The sequence below is a fragment of the Pseudomonas sp. B14(2022) genome (assembly GCF_012030485.1).
Lineage (GTDB): Bacteria > Pseudomonadota > Gammaproteobacteria > Pseudomonadales > Pseudomonadaceae > Aquipseudomonas.
Genome location: NZ_JAAUVM010000009.1, coordinates 163,561 through 182,736, shown reverse-complemented (window position 1 = coordinate 182,736; position 19,176 = coordinate 163,561). Strand labels below are relative to the sequence as shown.

Sequence of the window (19,176 nt, the reverse complement as noted above, 5' to 3'; positions counted from 1 at the left end):
TCCCTATTCCATGTCTGACGCACTCTGGGCGGCACGTCTCGGCGACGGCCTGCTGCACACCTCGGCGATGGCCGACATCCTGGGAGGCGTGCTGGAAATTGCGGCCAACATCGCTATTACGGCCGTTGCCACTGCTGCGATTGTGGCCGCCACCGGTATTACGGTCGTAACCGGCGGGCTAGGCTGCTTTGTGCTGGGCGCCGTGGTGGGAATTATCGTCGGCATAGGCATGAGCAAGACGGGGGCGGACAAGGGACTGACAAAGGTTTGTGACTGGATAGGCAATGCGTTATTCCCGCCGGTGGTGATGGCAACAATCGCCACTGGCTCCCACAACACCTTTACCAACGGCATACCCTCTGCACGTGCCGCAGGCGCCATCGGCCCGGTCAGCTCGCAACCTGCCGAAGGTGGTAGCCCCGAAGAGGCTAGCTACCTTGATATGGCCAAGGGTTTCTTCTCGCAGATGTGGCGACCCACAGTGGCGGTTCCCGCACCAGGCGCAGTACCGAAACCGCTGGATATTGTGATTTGCACCAAGCATCCGCCAATGCCGCCGCAGTTTATTGCCGAAGGCTCCAGCAAGGTCACTATCAACGGTCAGCCGGCCGCCCGCAGCGGTGACCGAAGCACCTGCGACGCCTCGATTGTCGAGTCGGGGATGATCTCCAGCAACGTGCGTATTGGCGGAAGCCCCGTGGTGGTACGCGAGATCCGCAGTGGCAAAACACCCGGTGTCGGGCTGGCGGTGACCGCACTGTTGATGCTGCGTGGCGGCGGCTCCAAGTTTTTCAGCAAGCTGCCGTGCATGGTCGTTGGTGGACTGGTGTCGTGGGGCACCAGCCAAGTGACCAATGCCATTACCTCTGCAGTAGCAGGCTCGCCCAACCCGGTACACAGCTCCACTGGCGCGAAAATTCTTGATGGGGAAGACGATCTGGACTTCGCCCTGCCCGGCCTGCTCCCTATCGAGTGGCAGCGCTACTACAGCAGCCGGGACGAGCGTCGCGACGGTCTCTTCGGTGCCAGCTGGAGCGTGATCTACGAGGTCTGCGTCGAGATTGGCGTACACCCCGATGGTGGGGAACGGCTGGTCTATACCGATGAGCAAGCGCGACAGATCGACATGGGCGTCATCCCGCTGGGCGGTGCCGTATTCAGCGCAGGAGAAGGCTTGAGCGTACGGCGCAATACCAATGGCCAACTACTGATTGAAAGCGTTGATGGGCTCTATCGGCTATTCGAACCAACGCCAGGCACCGCCTCACGCCTGCGCCTTAGCCAATTGGGGGATCGCAACGACAACCGAATCTTCCTCGACTATGACATTCAGGGTCGGCTGAGCCACTTACGAGATACGTTCGACCATGTGCGTGTCGAACTTGTTTACAGCCAGCAATGGCCGGCGCGAGTGGAGCAAGTCGAGCGGCTATACCCAGATCACAGCCGGGAAACCCTTGTCAGTTACAGCTACGACTCTCGCGGCGACCTGGCCGAAGTACGCGATACCGACGCAAACGTGCAACGCCGCTTCGCCTATGACGACGGCCAGCGCATGGTCGAGCATCAACTGCCCACCGGGCTGCGTTGTTACTACCAATGGGGCTGCGTGGACGGCAGCGAATGGCGCGTGGTGCGGCACTGGACGGATGAGGGTGACGAATACCTGTTCGACTACGACCTGTCGGCCGGAGTGACGCGCATTACTGATGGCTTGCAGCGTCTCAGCACACGCCACTGGAACTCGCAGTACCAGATCACTGAGTACACCGACAACCTGGGAAAGACGTGGCAATTCGAATGGAATGAGGAGCGTCAGTTGCTCAGCGCGACTGACCCACAAGGCGGCAAATGGCAGTTCGGCTACGACGAGTCAGGCAACCTGTGCAGCACTCAGGATCCGTTGGGGCGTATCGAGTCGACGTTGTGGCTGGAGCATTGGTCGCTGCCGCTGGTGGAGACCGATGCGGCAGGCCACGCGTGGCAATATCAGTACGACCAGCGGGGCAATTGCGTCAGCGAAATCGACCCCTTGGGGCATGCCACACGTTATCGCTACGACGCCTTTGGTCAGGTGGTGGAAATCATCGATGCCACGGGGAAGAGCAAAACCCTGCGGTGGAATGAAACCGGACAGTTAATCCAGCATATCGATTGTTCGGGGTATCCCACAGCGTTCGAGTACGACCGCCAGGGCCATTTGCAGGTGGTCGTCGACGCCTTGGGTGAACGACAGCGTTATCGACACGACGGCCAAGGCCGGCTGTTGCAGACCGAAATGCCGGACGGTCGCACCGAACAGTACCTGCGCGACACCAGCGGTCTGTTGATCGGCTATACCGATGCAGCGGGTCACACCACCCGCTACCAATACGGGCGCCGCGGGCAAGTGCGCCAACGAATAGATGCACACGGCCGGCAGATTGAGTTCCGCTACGACGCCTACGGACACCTCCAAACCCTGACCAATGAAAATGGTGAAAGTTACCGTTTTACCTGGGACCCGTGCGACCGTCTCGTGGAGCAACAAGACCTCGACGGCAGCGCCCGACGTTATGCCTATGACCTTCTGGATAACGTAGCCGCCGTTGAGTACGTGCCCACAGGGCAGACACCTGAGCCTTCAATTGTGCATCGACTCGAACGAGATGCAGTGGGCCGCTTGCTGTTGAAACAAACCGATGATGGTCGCACCGAATACGCCTACGACCCGTTGGACCAACTCACCGCTGTCACCTTCATCGGCAATGACGAAACCACCCAGGCACTGGCCTTCGCCTACGACGCGCGCAGCCAGTTGCTCATCGAACAAAGCGCCGCTGGCAGCCTGAACTACCACTACGATGAGCTCGGCAACCTGATCCAGACGCAGTTGCCCGACGGCCGCTGGCTCAACCGTCTTTACTACGGCAGCGGCCACCTGCACCAGATCAACCTCGACGGCCGCGTCATCTGCGACTTCGAACGCGACCGCCTGCACCGTGAAGTTCTGCGTACCCAAGGCCAGATCACCACACGCAGCGAATACGACCGCAGCGGCCGCCTGCGCTCACGGATACGCCGCCCCAATGGCCAGCCCACGCAACTGCCGGCTGCCCAGCAAAAACACTTCGACTATGACCCGGCCGATAACCTGATCGGCCGTCTGGAGCGTGACCGCGATAACCGTCGGGATCAGCGCCAACTGCTCCATTACGACGCGACCGGGCGCATCATCGCCAGCCAGGACAACATTCAAGGTCAGCGCGAAACCTTCGCCTACGATGCCGCCGCCAACCTGCTGGACGGCCCACAGGCCAATGCGGGCCTAGTGGTGCATAACAAGCTGTTGACCTATCAGGACAAACGTTACCGCTACGATGGTTTTGGTCGCATGATCGAAAAGCGCAGTGCAGCGCGTGGCGTACAGTATTTCGCCTATGACGCTGAGCATCGCCTGATCGAAGTCCGTAGCCAGAAGGATGGTCGCGAAACGGTCGTGAACATGACCTATGACCCGCTCGGCCGGCGCATCGCTAAAACCGAACATGACAGCAACGGCTACCCGTTGGGCGAAACCCGCTTTGATTGGGAGGGGTTGCGCCTGTTGCAGGAACATCGGCACAGCCGAACCAGCCTCTATATCTATGAAGAAGATGGCTATGCACCGCTGGCTCGGGTGGATGGTACGGGCGAGCATCAAAGTGTGCGCTATTACCACAACGACCTGAACGGATTGCCTGAGCAACTGACCGAAGCTGATGGGAAAACGGTGTGGCAGGCGCGGTATCAGGTGTGGGGGAATGCGGCCGAAGAAGTGCGTGAGGCGTACTTTATCGAAGAGCAGAATTTGCGGTTCCAGGGGCAGTATCTGGATCGGGAGATTGGGCTGCACTACAACACATTTCGGTTTTATGATCCGGATGTGGGGCGGTTTACTACGCCGGATCCGATTGGGTTGATGGGTGGACTCAATCTGTACCAGTACGCGCCAAACCCCATTGGCTGGATTGACCCGTGGGGGTGGGCAGGTGACCCAGCGAAAGCGACCCACATCACCTACGTCGGCGTAAAAGACGGTAAACCTTATGTGGGTTACGCCAGCAAACCTGGACTGGGGCACTCTGCCCAAGATGTGTTGAACTATCGTTATCCTAACAAGGACATTTTCGACGTAGCACCGCGTGCCGTATTCAAAGGAAACGGACAAGAAGGTAAAGATATTGCACGTGGTTTAGAACAAAGGATTTATGAGGACAAATTGAAAGAAGGACCTGTCGCCAATAAGCAAAGGCCCGTAGGTCCGAAAAACAAAAGGCGGGATATTTACTTAGCTGCCGCTGATAAACATAGAGGTGTTAAGCCTCAAAAGCCCACTAGCAAACCTAAAGGTCCTGGAAGATGTTGAAAAAAATCACTTGGGAAGAGGGCAAGGTGTTCAGTTTGAAACTGAAAGAAGACTTGTACACTCTTGTCCAGATGCGTGCAGACTACTATCTTCAATTCTTTGATCTAACATGTGCTCAAGATGAATGGAAAGGTATGGATCTTGGAAAAGCCAATACCTTATTCTTTATCTTCACCTCGACCAAGGCATTGAAAAGTTTAGCTGTCAGCACACCGTCACCGGATGAGATAACCATTGATAAACGCCCTCCGGAAAAAAAAATGCTGAGAGCCATCATTGGCGGTAACTATGGAGCCGACTTGATCGAACTACCCGACTCTCTTGACGAGTTGGAGGCTAAGGTTCTGAAGAATAATCTAACGCTCAGCGATGACTTAGAAACAATATACAAATATGAGCTTTCTGGCATGGTCGGTGATCCGGAAAAATTGCGAGAACGCTTGATAAATTATTTCGATAACGGAATAAACTGGGATAAGTCAAAGGAATTTTTATTCAAAGGCATCTCAGTACCCTCTGCAAAAAACATATGAAAAATAAAGAACTAAAAAACTTTAAAACATATCACCTTAACCTGGGCGGCGAAGAAAAATTTGCTGCCAAGGTAAAGATCCTTTTCGACAGGCTTATCGATAACCTAATGCTTCTTCCCGAAAAAGAAACTCAACTAGTTATTCTGGAAAACTTCAAACAGTGCATACTCAACATCAACAACTTCGAGGACGAAATAGAAACTGTTGAGCGCGAATCTGTGCTTGAGCATATTTATGCTATAGGGGAGATCGTGGGCCTAGACCCAACTTCAGAGTACGCAGAGGAGTGGCGAGGTGATTGGTGAAGAAAAAGGAGACAGATTCATTTAAGGATCGCCTAGCCAAGTAAGTAAAAAAATCAAATACATCCGTCCCCTTTATCGAAAGGTTTCCCGAAGGCTTCACGCGGTTTGTACAACAAAGCAATGAAAACCTACCTGCGTAAGGGATGCGGAAGATGAGCCTGATTAAAGTCGTTGATTTGATAGAGAATTCTGACTGCACGACAGCACCTTCCACTGGGTTGCCGAGTAATCTCGTCCCCGATGACTTAGCCGATTTTTAAGCACTACAGCAGCGCTGTTTTCTATCCAAAGGCACAGTACAGCTTCACGATCCAGGCGCCAGAGCTTGAACGTTCCGACTTTGTCGTTATGAACGAAGACTTGGACGACCCAGACTCAGCTAACTGGTACGCGCTCGTTAAATGTGAGGATCAAATAATTTCAATTGACCTGAAACCTGGCCCGCAATTTGGCTATTGCTACGACTCGTTCTGGGACAGTTACCCGACGGCCGATGAGAGCACACTGATCGCAAAATCATTTACTGAGCTGGTTGAGAAAATCATTAAATCCGGAGGTAAAAGCTTGCTCTGGATACCAGGCCACTGAATCGCCTTGGGTTTCGTAGACACCTCCATGCCTTAAACCCTCGAAACCTGCGCGAAGTTACTCTGGAACAGCACGCCGCGCTTGATGAATTTAGACATTTAGGAACCAGATAATGACAGCTATAGAAATCATCAAGCAATTCGTCGAAGGGGCAATTTCGCCTAAAGCACTTGAAGAAATAATATACGCAGACCCGGCAGTCGAAGCATTGCTCAAAAGTGAGAACAGCCTCCCTGCTTATGTTACGGAGCCTGATCTCTACACCTACACAATCAGTCAGGACTATCAAAGCTTAGAATCTATCTACAACGTTCAGACACTTCTATCTACTGTTCTAACCAAGAAAAAAATCACCCACACGGTGGAAAAAAAGTACGAAAACCTATTCAATCTAACGCTAAAAGTTCAGCCAAAATGGCTGTCGCTACCATCGGACTATCTCTCCAAGCTGGTTGAAGAGCGAAAAAATCTCAGTTCTAAAGAGCTGCAGGCTTGGCTGAAGGAAAAAATAAAATTTGATTTTCGGTACCTGAAAGTCCCACCGAAATGGCTTCAAAGTCCCGTATGGCCGATGGTGGATGGGAAGCCTATGGTTTTCCTGGGCCAGCTCGACATAAGCGAGCTTAGCCATGACAACGCTCAGGCTTACCTGTTTTTTGATGAAGGGAAACAGAGTTTCCATACCATCACCCAAGCTTGCTGAGCTATGTTACTGCACTGACCCCTGCTAAAGATTCGCTTGGCTAACAGAGCTCTGTAGCTAATTGATCAGACGCAGTTGCCCGAAGGCCGTTGGCTCAACCGCCTGTACCACGGCGGCGGCCAAACTCTACCGCTACGATGGTTTCGGTCGCATGATCGAAAAGCGCAGTGCAGCGCGTGGCGTACAGTATTTCGCCTATGACGCTGAGCATCGCCTGATCGAAGTCCGTAGCCAGAAGGATGGTCGCGAAACGGTCGTGAACATGACCTATGACCCGCTCGGCCGGCGCATCGCTAAAACCGAACATGACAGCAACGGCTACCCGTTGGGCGAAACCCACTTTGATTGGGAGGGGTTGCGTCTGTTGCAGGAGCACCGACATAGCCAGACCAGCCTCTATATCTATGAAGAAGATGGCTATGCACCGCTGGCTCGGGTGGATGGTACGGGCGAGCATCAAAGTGTGCGCTATTACCACAACGACCTGAACGGATTGCCTGAGCAACTGACCGAAGCTGATGGGAAAACGGTGTGGCAGGCGCGGTATCAGGTGTGGGGGAATGCGGCCGAAGAAGTGCGTGAGGCGTACTTTATCGAAGAGCAGAATTTGCGGTTCCAGGGGCAGTATCTGGATCGGGAGATTGGGCTGCACTACAACACATTTCGGTTTTATGATCCGGATGTGGGGAGGTTTACTACCCGAGATCCAATAGCCTTGGTGGGAGGTCTGAACCTCTACCAATACTCACCGAACCCAATTGGTTGGATCGACCCACTTGGCTGGGAAACCTGCCGACTGTCCAAAAACGATAAAGCGAACATGGGCCCTAAACCGAAGGCGCACGAAATGACGAACCCGCATCGTCACCATATCGTGCGCGAAAAAGCACCCAAGAATTGGACGGATAGCAATCGTCGCTATGTGGCACATGCCCAAGGCATTCTCAAGAAATTCGGTATTGGCCTGAATGACGACCCGCGCAATTTTGTGTGGGCACCCAACGGTAGTGGAAACCATACAATCGCAGCATCGAGAAAGGTCTCTGAAGCCCTTGCTATAGCCCGCAAAGGCGGTAAGAGCGAGGTAATTAAGACGTTACAATCCATGGGCAAAGAAATGAGAAAGGGAGTGTTTCTAGATGACTAGCCTAGAGAAAGCATTTGGTGAGGACGCCACCCTTGTTCGAGAAATTTATGCTCATATCGAAACGGGGGACATTGCCTTTCTACGCACCGAATTGGCCAAACACCCTCAACTTTTAGACCCACCTCGCTTTAACTTTGTAAGTTACCCAGGTCTTCTGCATCACGCTGCCGAAAACAACCAACTTGCCATATGCCAACTGCTCGTTGAGCTGGGTATCGACATCGATCAACCCACAGTAGGTTCAGGCAACACGACGGCGCTAGCAATAGCAGCTGAAAATGGCCACCTGGAAATCGTTCGCTGGCTCTTGGAGGTCGGCGCACAAGTCGATGGCTCACCTCTCTCGGTAGCATCGCCTCTGATAACAGCCGTCACCTTCGGGCAGGCTGAAGCTGTGGATTTACTACTCAATCACCAAGCAGACATCAATCGACTGCACACAAAATTCAACCGGACCGCCTTGGATCTAGCTAGATCCTGGGACTTCCCGAAAATTGCCGAACGCCTTGAAGCACGGGGCGCGGTTTCTGCGATCGAAAAAGACGCCGCCGAAGCATCAATTCCCGGTGCGCCCATAGTCGAGTTTGTCAGTGAGACCGCCGGCTGGGTGCTCCCCGAAAAAGTCACTCCCCAACCTCAAAGTGCGGGCGTGAAATTCAGAGTCAGCTGCATCGCTGATAAAAACGACTACAAGCTACTCTTCACCCTTGGGCTGTTTACGCAAAAACCACGGACTGAACTTTTCATCTGCCTACCCGGGAATTGGCGGCTGCCAAGACAAGGCTTGGCCATCGACAGCCCTTGGATATTCCCTCAAGGCATTCTTTCTGAGCTGTCAAAACAAACGATGGAAAAGGCCCCTCTGTCTGAGGGCCAGCTCATTTTGCGCTCTGAACCAGCCTTCAGTTCCCTGGGCTGGCCAGCAGATATTGATGCACTGATTGTGGTGGATAAGATCTGGACTACAAATGCTGAAACAGACCATCAAGATGACTCGGTAAAGCTCTACGTTTTGGTTCCGCTGAAATTGCCGAAGAAAGGGCCACCTGAAGGTGACGTCATGAAGACTATTCTTGAGAAGAAACGTAGAGCCAGCTGGAAAAGTATCGCGCTGACCTCTCCATTACATTCTTGATACGAGAAAATGGCATTGGGAAAGTAAAACCATGAGCGCCCTTGATAACGCATTTAAAGAACTGCGCCGCGTCCACAAGAAATTCGATCTCGAAGGCAGCTTCGAAAAGAACGGCCAGGCAAATGCCAAATGGCCGCAAACCCTACCTCGCTCCGCTGAGATGGACTCCTTCTACGACCTTTGCGAGCCGGTCGATGTGGAAGTCGAGACAGGCTTGACCCCTATCCGCTTTTTCAACCTGGGCGAATTAGAAAACGGTCAGGTCGGCTACAAGTGGGCAGGCGAATCCAACAAGACCGAGTTGAATGGGAACTGGCTTGCGCAACATCTGGTTTTCATGGATGACATCGGCGGTGGCAAGCCCGTTATCGCGGTGACTGATATGCCAGGCGCCCCCGTACTGGCGAGCTACGATGCGGGAGCGCCGTTCAGGATTGCCGACTCTCTCGCTGATTTCCTGCTGGCATTCGCCAAGACTGTCGAGGTCGTGCATGGAAAGTTCGACATCTTTGATATCTACAACGACGACGATGAGCTTTCCAGCAAGTTCGTGAAGTTACTCAACAAGGAAGTCAGCCCATTGTTGGGCGAAGACAACTACGAACGCTTTTTTGACTACTTCTACGGTTGAGACCAAGCCCGTAGTCAGCCCCAACAAAAATGGGCACCCGACCTAATCGGCGTGCCCATTTCTCCTACCGCCCCGCCCCCTTTCGAGACGGTACAACCGGTTACTCGTTAACAGTATCTTTGAGCGACTTGCCCGGCTTGAACGCAACAGTGTTGCTCGCCTTGATTTTCACGGGCTCACCGGTTTGCGGGTTTTTGCCGGTGCGGGCGCCACGGTGGCGTTGCAGGAAGGTGCCGAAACCAACCAGGGTGACGCTGTCCTTGCGGTGCAGGGCGCCGGTGATTTCTTCGAGAACGGCGTTGAGGACGCGGTTGGCCTGTTCTTTGGTGAGATCCGCTTTTTCAGCGATGGCGGCTGCGAGTTCTGGTTTACGCATATATGAAGCCTCTTTGACGGTTTTTTGTTGTTATGTCCGTGCTGCTCTCTAACGGAACAGCGGCCAAGGCGCCGCAGGCTCTACTCTGCGGCAGACGGGAGTGAGGATGGCATGCCCTCGTACGCCGCGCCAGTCTCGCGGCGCCCTTTCTAGGGTAAAAAATGTGCTTATTCCGACAGAACGACCGGTATTTACGCCAGCAACGGCGGAAGTTCTTTGTTGAGGGCGAGTTTTTCCATCACGGCGCTGCCGGTCAGCGCGTAACCCAGCAGGCGGCCGCTGGCGTCGCGGCACAGGGCCTTGATGTCGGCGCCCTGGCCTTCGACGCTCCATACACCTTCTGTGCCCCGTGGCGGCGGCGAGACCACCAGCGGGCAGACCGGGGTTTTCACGGTGACCGGCATCGGGCCGTAGCTGACAGCGGTGGCGTTGCCGGCCAGGGTCTGGGCCAAGGCACGGGCACAACTCATCAAAGGCATCACATACAGCAGGTTCAAGCCGTCAACTTCGGCGCAGTCGCCCAGGGCGTAGATATTGGCGTGGGAGGTCTTGAGGTGGCGGTCCACCATGATCCCGCGGTTGGTCTGCAGGCCGGCGGCGGCGGCCAGGTCGACACGCGGACGCAGGCCGATGGCCGAGACCACCAGGTCGCAGTGGACCACCTCACCGTCCGACAGGTGCGCTTCCAGGCCGTCAGCGGTACGTTGCAGGCGGTTGAGCACCGGGCCCAGGTGGAAACGCGCCCCCAGCCCTTCCAGGCCGGCCTGTACCGCTGCGGCCGCCGCCGGGTGCAGCAGGGTCGGCATGACTTGCTCGCACGGCGCCACCAGGTCGATCTCATAGCCGCCAAGGATCAGGTCGTTGGCAAATTCGCAGCCGATCAGGCCGGCGCCGAGCAGCAGCACGCGGCGCTTGCCGGCAGCGGCGGCGCGAAAGCGGGCGTAATCTTCGAGGTCATTGATCGGGAAAACTAGCTCAGCGGCGTCTCCTTCGACTGGTACGCGCACGGTTTCTGCGCCCCAGGCCAGGACCAGATCACGATAGACCACCGCTTCTTCACCGATCCACAGGCGTTTGTGACCGGGATCGATGCCGCTGACGCGGGTGTGGGTGCGCACTTCGGCCTTGAGTTGCTCCGCCATGGCGCCGGGTTCCGCCATGCTCAGGCCATCGGCTTCCTTATTCTTGCCAAAGCCGGTGGAAAGCATGGGTTTGGAGTAGGAGCGCCCGTCATCCGCAGTGATCAGCAGCAATGGGGTTTCGCTGTCGAGCTTGCGAAACTCCCGGGCCACGTTGTAGCCGGCCAGCCCTGTGCCGATGATCACGACAGGTGCGTTCATTCCTTTCTCCTTGTAGTACGGTTCTGAAACTGAAAATTAGCCGATTTCGATCATTTCGAAATCCATTTTGCCGACGCCGCAGTCCGGGCACAGCCAGTCTTCCGGGACGTCCTGCCACAGGGTGCCCGGAGCGATACCATCATCCGGCCAGCCGTCTTTTTCGTCATAGATCAGGCCGCAGACTACACATTGCCACTTCTTCATTTACTTGCTTCCTCAGGGTCCAGGCTGGTTGGCCGGCGGTCGATGGATCCAGCATTGCCGCACGGCTCAGGGCGTTTTGTACTGATCGGGGCCGGCAGATGCAAGCACGATCGACGCAAGGCGCCCGCGCAGCCCGGCAAAAGATCAGGACGCCATGGTAAGCTCGCCGCCTCTTTTGCTGCCAATACTGACGCACCGTGCCGCACTCAATCGCCCTTCCCGATGCTTGCCAATGGTTGACCCAGAGCCTCCTGAGCCCTGCGCCCGCGCCCTTGACCCTCAACTGGCTGTTCGACGAAGGCTCGCTGACCCGCCGGCTGACGTGGCTGTCCAACGATGGCTTCAGCGTGACCCCTCTGTTCGAAGGCTGGCAGCCGCTGCGCGATGATGAATGCGCGGCGCTGCATATGCCCCCGGCCAGCATCGGTTGGGTGCGCGAGGTGTATTTGCGCGGGCATGGCCAACCGTGGGTGTTTGCCCGCAGTGTGGCGGCGCGCAGTGCGTTGCAGGGCGACGGCTTGCAGATGGACGAATTGGGCAGCCGTTCCCTGGGCGAATTGCTGTTTTGCGACCGCGCGTTCACCCGCCAGGCCATCGAGGTGTGCCATTACCCTCGCCAGTGGCTGCCGACCACGGACCAGGTCGACGGGCTGTGGGCACGCCGCTCACGCTTTGATCGTGGGGCGCTGAGCGTGCTGGTGGCGGAAGTCTTCCTGCCGAGTTTCTGGCACGCGCTGCATGACCATCCGGAGAACTGCTGATGTATCAACGTCTGCTCAAATCCTTGAACCGCCTGAACCCCAGGGCCTGGGATTTCATTCAGTTGACCCGCATGGACAAGCCCATCGGCATCTACCTGCTGCTGTGGCCGACGCTGTGGGCGCTGTGGATCGCCGGCAAGGGTTCGCCGTCCCTGGCCAACATCGTGATTTTCGTGCTGGGCGTTACGCTGACTCGCGCTGCCGGTTGCGTCATCAATGACTGGGCGGACCGCAAGGTCGACGGCCATGTGAAGCGCACCGCGCAACGCCCGCTGGCAAGCGGCAGGATCAGTTCGAAAGAGGCCCTGGTGTTCTTTGCGGTACTGATGCTGATCAGCTTCCTGCTGGTACTGCTGACCAACGCCACAACCATTTGGTTATCGCTGGGCGGCCTGGCACTGGCGGTCAGCTACCCGTTCATGAAGCGCTACACCTATTACCCGCAGGTGGTGTTGGGCGCGGCGTTTTCCTGGGGCATGCCGATGGCGTTCACCGCCGAAACCGGCCACCTGCCCGCCACCGCCTGGCTGCTGTATATAGCCAACCTGCTGTGGACGGTGGGCTACGACACCTATTACGCAATGACCGACCGCGACGACGACTTGAAGATCGGCGTCAAATCCACTGCGATTCTGTTCGGCGATGCCGACCGGGTGATCATCCTCACCCTGCAAGGCCTGGCGCTGCTGTGCCTGTTGCTGGCCGGCGCACGGTTTGAGCTGGGCGGTTGGTTCCACCTGGGGTTGCTGGCAGCGGCAGGCTGCTTTGCCTGGGAGTTCTGGTACACCCGCGACAGGGACCGGATGAAGTGCTTCAAGGCGTTTTTGCACAACCACTGGGCCGGGTTGGCGATTTTTATCGGGATTGTGGCGGATTACGGGTTTCGATGAGGGGCCAGGCCCCTCACCGCTAGCGGGCTGAATCAGGGCTTGGCGACTTTCCAGGCCCCGTCCATTTTGCCGTCGCCGGTCATGTCGCCGGCCTTTTTGTCCATCACAAAGGTATAGAGAGGCTTGCCGTTGTAGGCCCATTGGCCCTTTTGATCGTCACGGGTGATAACGGTCCACTTGCCCATGGGTTTGTCGGTGGACTCGGCCATCAACGGCGGCCAGTTGGTGGCGCACTTGTCGTTACACATGGACTTGCCATCGGCGTCCTTGGCGAAGGTGTAGAGCGTCATGCCCTTATGATCCACCAACATCCCGTCTTTCGTCATCGCCGGGTCTGCGGCAAATGCCAGTGTCGGCAGCGTCAACGCCGCCGTGACCAGAAGGGCCTTCCAGGAAAAAGTACTGTGATTCATCGGAACCTTCCTTTTGTGGTTGTCAGGATTCGGACCCAAAGCGTAGTCCAGAGTGCCGCTAATTGCCCGAGCGACTAAATTACTGTCACACGACTGCAATATTTCCGTTATCTAATGCGGCGCAAGACAGTTAAATGACAAGAGGATTTTAGGCATGGTTGGCAGGAGCATTCTGATTGTTGACGACGAAGCGCCCATCCGCGAGATGATCGCCGTTGCGTTGGAAATGGCCGGCTATGACTGCCTGGAGGCGGAGAACTCCCAGCAGGCCCATGCCATTATCGTCGACCGCAAGCCGGACCTGATCCTGCTGGACTGGATGCTGCCCGGCACCTCCGGCATCGAACTGGCCCGCCGCCTCAAGCGCGATGAGCTGACCGGGGATATCCCGATCATCATGCTCACCGCCAAGGGCGAAGAGGACAACAAGATCCAGGGCCTGGAAGTCGGCGCCGATGACTACATCACCAAGCCGTTTTCCCCACGGGAGCTGGTAGCGCGCCTGAAGGCCGTATTGCGCCGGGCCGGCCCGACCGATGGCGAAGCGCCTATTGAAGTCGGCGGCCTGCTGCTGGACCCGATCAGCCACCGCGTGACCATCGACGGCAAGCCGGCCGAGATGGGCCCGACCGAATACCGCCTGCTGCAATTTTTCATGACCCACCAGGAGCGCGCCTATACCCGTGGCCAGTTGCTGGACCAGGTGTGGGGCGGCAACGTGTATGTGGAGGAGCGCACCGTTGACGTGCATATCCGCCGCCTGCGCAAAGCCTTGGGTGACGCTTACGAGAATCTGGTACAAACCGTGCGCGGCACCGGCTACCGGTTTTCAACCAAAGGCTGAGCCAGCCCTTCCTTAACAGCTGACAAGGACGCATGTTTAAGTGAACCAAAACTGGCATGGCACCCTGATCCGCCACATGCTCCTGTTGATCACCGCCTGCCTGTTGGTAGGCCTGGTCAGCGGCTATTACGGCTGGAGCCTGGCCATTGGTATCGCCCTGTACCTGGGCTGGACCCTCAAACAATTGCTGCGCCTGCATGAATGGCTGCGCCAGCACAAACCCGACGAAGCGCCACCTGACGGCTACGGCCTGTGGGGTGAGGTGTTCGACAGCATCTACCACCTGCAACGCCGCGACCAACGCGTACGCGGGCGCCTGCAAGCCGTGATCGACCGCGTGCAGGAGTCCACCGCTGCGCTCAAAGATGCAGTGATCATGCTCGACAGCGATGGCAACCTGGAATGGTGGAACCGCGCCGCCGAGACCCTGCTGGGCCTCAAGACACCCCAGGACAGCGGCCAGCCAGTGACCAACCTGGTGCGCCACCCACGCTTCAAAGAGTACTTCGAGCAGGAAAACTACGAGGAAGCGCTGGAAATCCCCTCGCCGACCAACGACCGCGTGCGTATCCAGCTGTACCTGACGCGCTACGGCAACAACGAACACCTGATGCTGGTGCGCGACGTAACCCGCATCCATCAACTGGAACAGATGCGTAAAGACTTCGTCGCCAACGTTTCCCACGAATTGCGTACGCCATTGACGGTGATCTGCGGCTACTTGGAGACGCTGCTGGACAACGTCGACGAGATCAACCCGCGCTGGAGCCGTGCCCTGCAGCAAATGCAGCAGCAGGGTTCACGCATGCAGACCCTGCTCAACGACTTGCTGTTGCTGGCCAAGCTTGAAGCCACGGATTATCCGTCGGACAACCATCCGGTGGCCGTACAAAGCCTGTTGCAGACCATCAAGAATGACGCCCAGGCCCTGTCGGGCGAGCGCGGGCAGCAGATCAGCCTGGATGCCGACCCGCGAGTGTTGCTCAAAGGCAGCGAAGGCGAATTGCGCAGCGCGTTCTCCAACCTGGTGTTCAACGCGGTGAAGTACACCCCGGACAAGGGCACTATCCGCATCCGCTGGTGGGCCGACGAACAAGGCGCACACCTGAGCGTGCAGGACTCCGGCATCGGCATCGACGCCAAGCATCTGCCGCGCCTGACCGAGCGCTTCTACCGCGTCGACTCCAGCCGCAACTCCAACACCGGCGGCACCGGGCTGGGCCTGGCCATCGTCAAGCATGTGCTGCTGCGCCACCGTGCGCGCCTGGAAATCAGCAGTGTGCTGGGGCATGGCAGTACGTTCACCTGCCATTTTCCACCAGCGCAGATGACCCGTTCGCGGCTCGTTGGAAATGACGAATAACTCAAACACAGCACAAAACCAAATGTGGGAGGGGGCTTGCTCCCGATGGCGGTGCACCAGTATCAGATATGCTGACTGACACACTGCTATCGGGAGCAAGCCCCCTCCCACAATTGGAATTGTGCTGTTTCGAATAAGGCATTCCACACCCCACCCGGCGGCAACCACTAGGCAAGCGCCCCGTCAGCCGCTACATTGGCCGACTTGCGCCTGCCTTCCAGGCCCTTCTGTCCCCCCTTATTGAACACACGGAACCTGCAAAACCCAATCATGGACCCTTCCCCTGGTATCACCCTCGCCACACTCTTCGCCGATTTCGGCATGATTCTTTTTGCTCTGATCCTGGTACTGCTCAACGGTTTTTTCGTTGCGGCGGAATTTGCCATGGTCAAGCTGCGCTCGACCCGGGTCGAGGCCATCGCCCACACCAACGGCTGGCGCGGGCAGATCCTGCGTACCGTACACAGCCAGCTCGATGCTTACCTGTCGGCCTGCCAGCTGGGTATCACCCTCGCCTCCCTGGGCCTGGGCTGGGTCGGTGAGCCGGCCTTTGCGCATATCCTGGAGCCGCTGCTGGGCGCCGCAGGCGTCGAATCGCCGGAAGTGATCAAGGGCGTGTCGTTCTTTGCCGCGTTCTTCGTGATTTCCTACCTGCACATCGTGGTCGGTGAACTGGCACCCAAGTCCTGGGCCATTCGCAAGCCCGAACTGCTGTCACTGTGGACGGCGGTGCCGCTGTACCTGTTCTACTGGGCCATGTACCCGGCGATCTACCTGCTCAACGCCAGCGCCAATGCGATCCTGCGCATTGCCGGCCAAGGCGAGCCCGGCCCGCACCACGAGCACCATTACAGCCGCGAAGAGCTCAAGTTGATCCTGCACTCCAGCCGTGGCCAGGACCCGAGCGACCAAGGCATGCGCGTACTGGCCTCGGCCGTGGAAATGGGCGAGCTGGAAGTGGTGGACTGGGCCAACTCCCGTGAAGACCTGGTCACCCTGGACTTCAACGCCCCGCTCAAGGAAATCCTCGCGCTGTTCCGCCGCCATAAGTTCAGCCGTTATCCGGTATATGACGCGGTGCGCAACGAGTTTGTCGGCCTGTTGCACATCAAGGACCTGCTGCTGGAACTGGCGGCCCTGGACCACATCCCCGAATCGTTCAACCTGGCCGAACTGACCCGCCCGCTCGAACGTGTGTCGCGGCACATGCCGTTGTCGCAGTTGCTGGAGCAGTTCCGCAAAGGCGGCGCGCACTTTGCCCTGGTGGAAGAAGCCGACGGCAAGATCATCGGCTACCTGACCATGGAAGACGTGCTGGAAGTGCTGGTAGGCGATATTCAGGACGAACACCGCAAGGCCGAGCGCGGCATCCTCGCCTACCAGCCCGGCAAACTGCTGGTACGGGGCGACACGCCGCTGTTCAAGGTGGAACGCCTGTTGGGTGTCGACCTGGACCACATTGAGGCCGAAACCCTCGCAGGGCTGGTCTACGACACGCTCAAACGGGTACCGGAAGAGGAAGAAGTGCTGGAGGTTGAAGGCTTGCGGATCATCATCAAGAAGATGAAAGGGCCGAAGATCGTACTGGCCAAGGTCCTGCTGCTGGATTGACCCTCAATTGCCCAATGCAAAATTGGGCAATGTCCCCACCGGCTGGTTGAATTCGTAAGGGATCGACACCAGCCCGGCCTCGCTACTCTGCTGCACCACGAAGTGCAGGTGCGGCCCGCTGCTGTTGCCGGTATTGCCCGACAACCCCAGCGCGCTGCCCACTGCTACGCGCTGCCCCGCCCTGACGCTGACCGAACCTTGCTTGAGATGCAGGTACACGCCCTGGGTGCCGTCATCATGCTGCACGCGCACGAAATTGCCCGACGCATCGTTGCCGCGTCCGATCTGGCTATTCTCGATTTTCACCACCACACCGCTGCGCGCCGCAATGATCGGCGTGCCTTCGGGCATGGCAATGTCCATGGCGTAGCGGCTTTTGGCGTCGGTGTGGCTGAAACTGCCGTTGGGGCCTTGGGTCAGGCGGAACGGACCGCCACGCCAGGGCAAGGGGTAGCGGTAGGCTTGTTGTGGGTAACCAGGTTTGGGTCTGTCGAGTGCTGGCCGTTGTACGCGCTCGACCCTGCGTTCTTGAATCACGAACGCCTGGGCACCGGGGGTTTGCCGGTCGCTGAAGAACACCATGCCGTTGGCATCGGTGGATTTGTAGAGGGTCATGGCCTGGGTCGAAGTGGCGACCGCAGCCAACGTGCAGGACAGCAAGAGGCGAAGAACCATGGCGCGAACCTGCCGGAGTGAATGAACAGCAAGCTAACAACGGTTGATGACAATCTTGTAGTGAGCGGGCTCGCCCCGCGCTGGGCTGCGCAGCAGCCCCGAAACCAGGCGCAGAGGAGTGCCTGATACACCGCATTCGTCTTCGTCAGGGGCGCTTCGCACCCCAACGCGGGACAAGCCCGCTCGCCACAGAGGCCCCAGTTTGCTGCGCGCCAGCGCTATGTCGAAGAGGTAGTGGGACCTCCCTCACCACAAGGTCAGGCACCCGGCACAAAATGCTTCTGCGCCGTACCACGCGCAATCAGGCGGGAGATGTAGTCGAGCTTCTGCGCATCCTGGTCGATAAAGCGGAAGGTCAGTTGCAGCCAATCGCTATCGGGCTTGGGCTCGAAGGCGACGATGGCGTGCAGGTAACCGTTGAGACGGGCCACCTCAGCGTTGTCGCCCTGTTCCAGGTCGAGCACGGCACTTTCCAGCACCTGAGGCAGGACCTCACCGCGACGCACCACCAGCAGCGCCTCCTTGATGCTCAGCGCCTTGATCACGCATTGCTGGGTGCCGCTGGACAGGCGCAACTGGCCCTGGCCACGGCCGCCAGTGGGTGCAGCGCCTGGCGCTTGGACCGGCGGGGCGTTGTTAAGCAGGCCTTTGTTTGGCGCAGACGCGGCAGCCGCAACGGGGGCTGCACGTACAGCTTCGGGCTTGCCACCGGTAAGGGCGCTCAGGGAGTCATTGCCGAAGGCCGAGTTCATCTTGGTCGGCGCGCTGGCGACCAGGGCGTCGAGGCGACCGACCTTGTGCAGGGCCTGTTTGACCTTGTTCAACAGTTGCTCGTTGGTAAACGGTTTGCTGACGTAGCCGGAAACCCCGGCCTGGATCGCCTGGACCACGTTCTCTTTGTCACCACGGCTGGTCACCATCACAAACGGCATGGACTTCAGGTGCGGTTGCTCACGACACCAGGTCAACAGCTCCAGGCCGGACATCTCCGGCATTTCCCAGTCGCACAGCACCAGGTCGAAGCTCTCGCGCATCAGGATGGTCTGGGCCTTCTTGCCGTTTACCGCATCTTCAAGCTTGATCCCGGGGAAGTAGTTGCGCAGGCACTTCTTCACCAGGTCGCGGATAAACGAGGCGTCATCCACCACCAATACACTGACTTTACTCATCGACCCTTCATCCTATAAAAACTTCGGCACGCAAAACGCCTGACTGATGGCATTTTGCCAAAACTCTGTAGTCACGTTCGGACTTTCTTTTACCCGACTCG

The 19,176-nt window shown here is 57.5% G+C and carries 17 protein-coding genes and 1 pseudogene; 12 read left to right on the top strand and 6 right to left on the bottom strand.

The features are described 5' to 3' along the window. Positions 1-10: 10 nt before the first annotated feature. From HCF10_RS15830 to HCF10_RS15800, 7 genes and pseudogenes are all read left to right on the top strand, one after another. Positions 11-4,387 carry an RHS repeat-associated core domain-containing protein gene (locus tag HCF10_RS15830; RefSeq protein WP_167655917.1) on the top strand — a complete coding sequence of 1,459 codons (4,377 nt, stop codon included), beginning with the start codon at positions 11-13 and terminating at the stop codon, positions 4,385-4,387. Further along, positions 4,381-4,920: a hypothetical protein gene (locus HCF10_RS15825; protein ID WP_167655916.1), complete on the top strand. Its 540-nt coding sequence runs from the start codon at positions 4,381-4,383 to the stop codon at positions 4,918-4,920. The genes HCF10_RS15830 and HCF10_RS15825 overlap by 7 nt, the downstream gene beginning before the upstream one ends. After that, entirely contained in the window at positions 4,917-5,225 is a 309-nt protein-coding gene (locus HCF10_RS15820) for a hypothetical protein (RefSeq protein WP_167655915.1), read from the top strand. The genes HCF10_RS15825 and HCF10_RS15820 overlap by 4 nt, the downstream gene beginning before the upstream one ends. A gap of 700 nt (positions 5,226-5,925) precedes the next feature. Then, on the top strand, positions 5,926-6,516 hold the full coding sequence (locus tag HCF10_RS15815; protein WP_167655914.1) for a hypothetical protein: 591 nt from the start codon (positions 5,926-5,928) through the stop codon (positions 6,514-6,516). Positions 6,517-6,637: 121 nt separating this feature from the next. Further along, positions 6,638-7,663: pseudogene (locus tag HCF10_RS15810) on the top strand (RHS repeat domain-containing protein); the annotation flags it as partial. Further along, a complete protein-coding gene (locus HCF10_RS15805; protein WP_167655913.1) occupies positions 7,656-8,798 on the top strand; it encodes an ankyrin repeat domain-containing protein in 1,143 nt (380 codons plus the stop codon). The pseudogene HCF10_RS15810 and the gene HCF10_RS15805, both read left to right, overlap by 8 nt. 31 nt (positions 8,799-8,829) lie before the next feature. Then, a complete protein-coding gene (locus HCF10_RS15800) occupies positions 8,830-9,429 on the top strand; it encodes a hypothetical protein (RefSeq protein WP_167655912.1) in 600 nt (199 codons plus the stop codon). Between the two features lie 100 nt (positions 9,430-9,529). On the opposite strand, the gene HCF10_RS15795 is transcribed toward HCF10_RS15800, so the two are convergent. The 3 genes from HCF10_RS15795 to HCF10_RS15785 all read right to left on the bottom strand — a co-directional run bounded on the left by HCF10_RS15795 (position 9,530) and on the right by HCF10_RS15785 (position 11,349). Continuing rightward, entirely contained in the window at positions 9,530-9,805 is a 276-nt protein-coding gene (locus HCF10_RS15795) for an HU family DNA-binding protein (protein ID WP_095014020.1), read from the bottom strand. A gap of 191 nt (positions 9,806-9,996) precedes the next feature. Continuing rightward, the gene (locus HCF10_RS15790) at positions 9,997-11,145 is read right to left on the bottom strand and encodes an NAD(P)/FAD-dependent oxidoreductase (RefSeq protein ID WP_131697675.1); all 1,149 of its coding nucleotides are present in this window, start codon (positions 11,143-11,145) and stop codon (positions 9,997-9,999) included. Between the two features lie 36 nt (positions 11,146-11,181). Beyond that, the gene (locus HCF10_RS15785) at positions 11,182-11,349 is read right to left on the bottom strand and encodes a rubredoxin (protein ID WP_003213373.1); all 168 of its coding nucleotides are present in this window, start codon (positions 11,347-11,349) and stop codon (positions 11,182-11,184) included. A gap of 197 nt (positions 11,350-11,546) precedes the next feature. On the opposite strand from HCF10_RS15785, the gene HCF10_RS15780 reads away from it, so the two are divergent. Both HCF10_RS15780 and ubiA read left to right on the top strand, forming a co-directional pair. After that, on the top strand, positions 11,547-12,110 hold the full coding sequence (locus tag HCF10_RS15780) for a chorismate lyase (RefSeq protein ID WP_167655911.1): 564 nt from the start codon (positions 11,547-11,549) through the stop codon (positions 12,108-12,110). Continuing rightward, positions 12,110-13,000, top strand: a complete 891-nt coding sequence (ubiA, locus tag HCF10_RS15775; protein WP_145337395.1) for a 4-hydroxybenzoate octaprenyltransferase — start codon at positions 12,110-12,112, stop codon at positions 12,998-13,000. The genes HCF10_RS15780 and ubiA overlap by 1 nt, the downstream gene beginning before the upstream one ends. A gap of 32 nt (positions 13,001-13,032) precedes the next feature. On the opposite strand, the gene HCF10_RS15770 is transcribed toward ubiA, so the two are convergent. Further along, positions 13,033-13,413, bottom strand: a complete 381-nt coding sequence (locus HCF10_RS15770) for a COG4315 family predicted lipoprotein (RefSeq protein WP_145337394.1) — start codon at positions 13,411-13,413, stop codon at positions 13,033-13,035. A 154-nt stretch (positions 13,414-13,567) separates the two neighbouring features. On the opposite strand from HCF10_RS15770, the gene phoB reads away from it, so the two are divergent. The 3 genes from phoB (at position 13,568) to HCF10_RS15755 (ending at position 17,231) form a co-directional block, all read left to right on the top strand. Further along, positions 13,568-14,257: a phosphate regulon transcriptional regulator PhoB gene (gene phoB / locus HCF10_RS15765; protein WP_003176964.1), complete on the top strand. Its 690-nt coding sequence runs from the start codon at positions 13,568-13,570 to the stop codon at positions 14,255-14,257. Between the two features lie 76 nt (positions 14,258-14,333). Next, positions 14,334-15,620 carry a phosphate regulon sensor histidine kinase PhoR gene (phoR, locus tag HCF10_RS15760; protein WP_205885705.1) on the top strand — a complete coding sequence of 429 codons (1,287 nt, stop codon included), beginning with the start codon at positions 14,334-14,336 and terminating at the stop codon, positions 15,618-15,620. 270 nt (positions 15,621-15,890) lie between these two features. Next, positions 15,891-17,231, top strand: a complete 1,341-nt coding sequence (locus tag HCF10_RS15755) for a hemolysin family protein (RefSeq protein ID WP_131697680.1) — start codon at positions 15,891-15,893, stop codon at positions 17,229-17,231. A 3-nt stretch (positions 17,232-17,234) separates the two neighbouring features. Here the strand turns inward: HCF10_RS15755 and HCF10_RS15750 are convergent, their stop codons facing one another. Both HCF10_RS15750 and HCF10_RS15745 read right to left on the bottom strand, forming a co-directional pair. Next, positions 17,235-17,906: a M23 family metallopeptidase gene (locus HCF10_RS15750; RefSeq protein ID WP_145337393.1), complete on the bottom strand. Its 672-nt coding sequence runs from the start codon at positions 17,904-17,906 to the stop codon at positions 17,235-17,237. Between the two features lie 257 nt (positions 17,907-18,163). Next, a complete protein-coding gene (locus HCF10_RS15745) occupies positions 18,164-19,075 on the bottom strand; it encodes a response regulator (RefSeq protein ID WP_131697682.1) in 912 nt (303 codons plus the stop codon). Positions 19,076-19,176 lie beyond the last annotated feature (101 nt).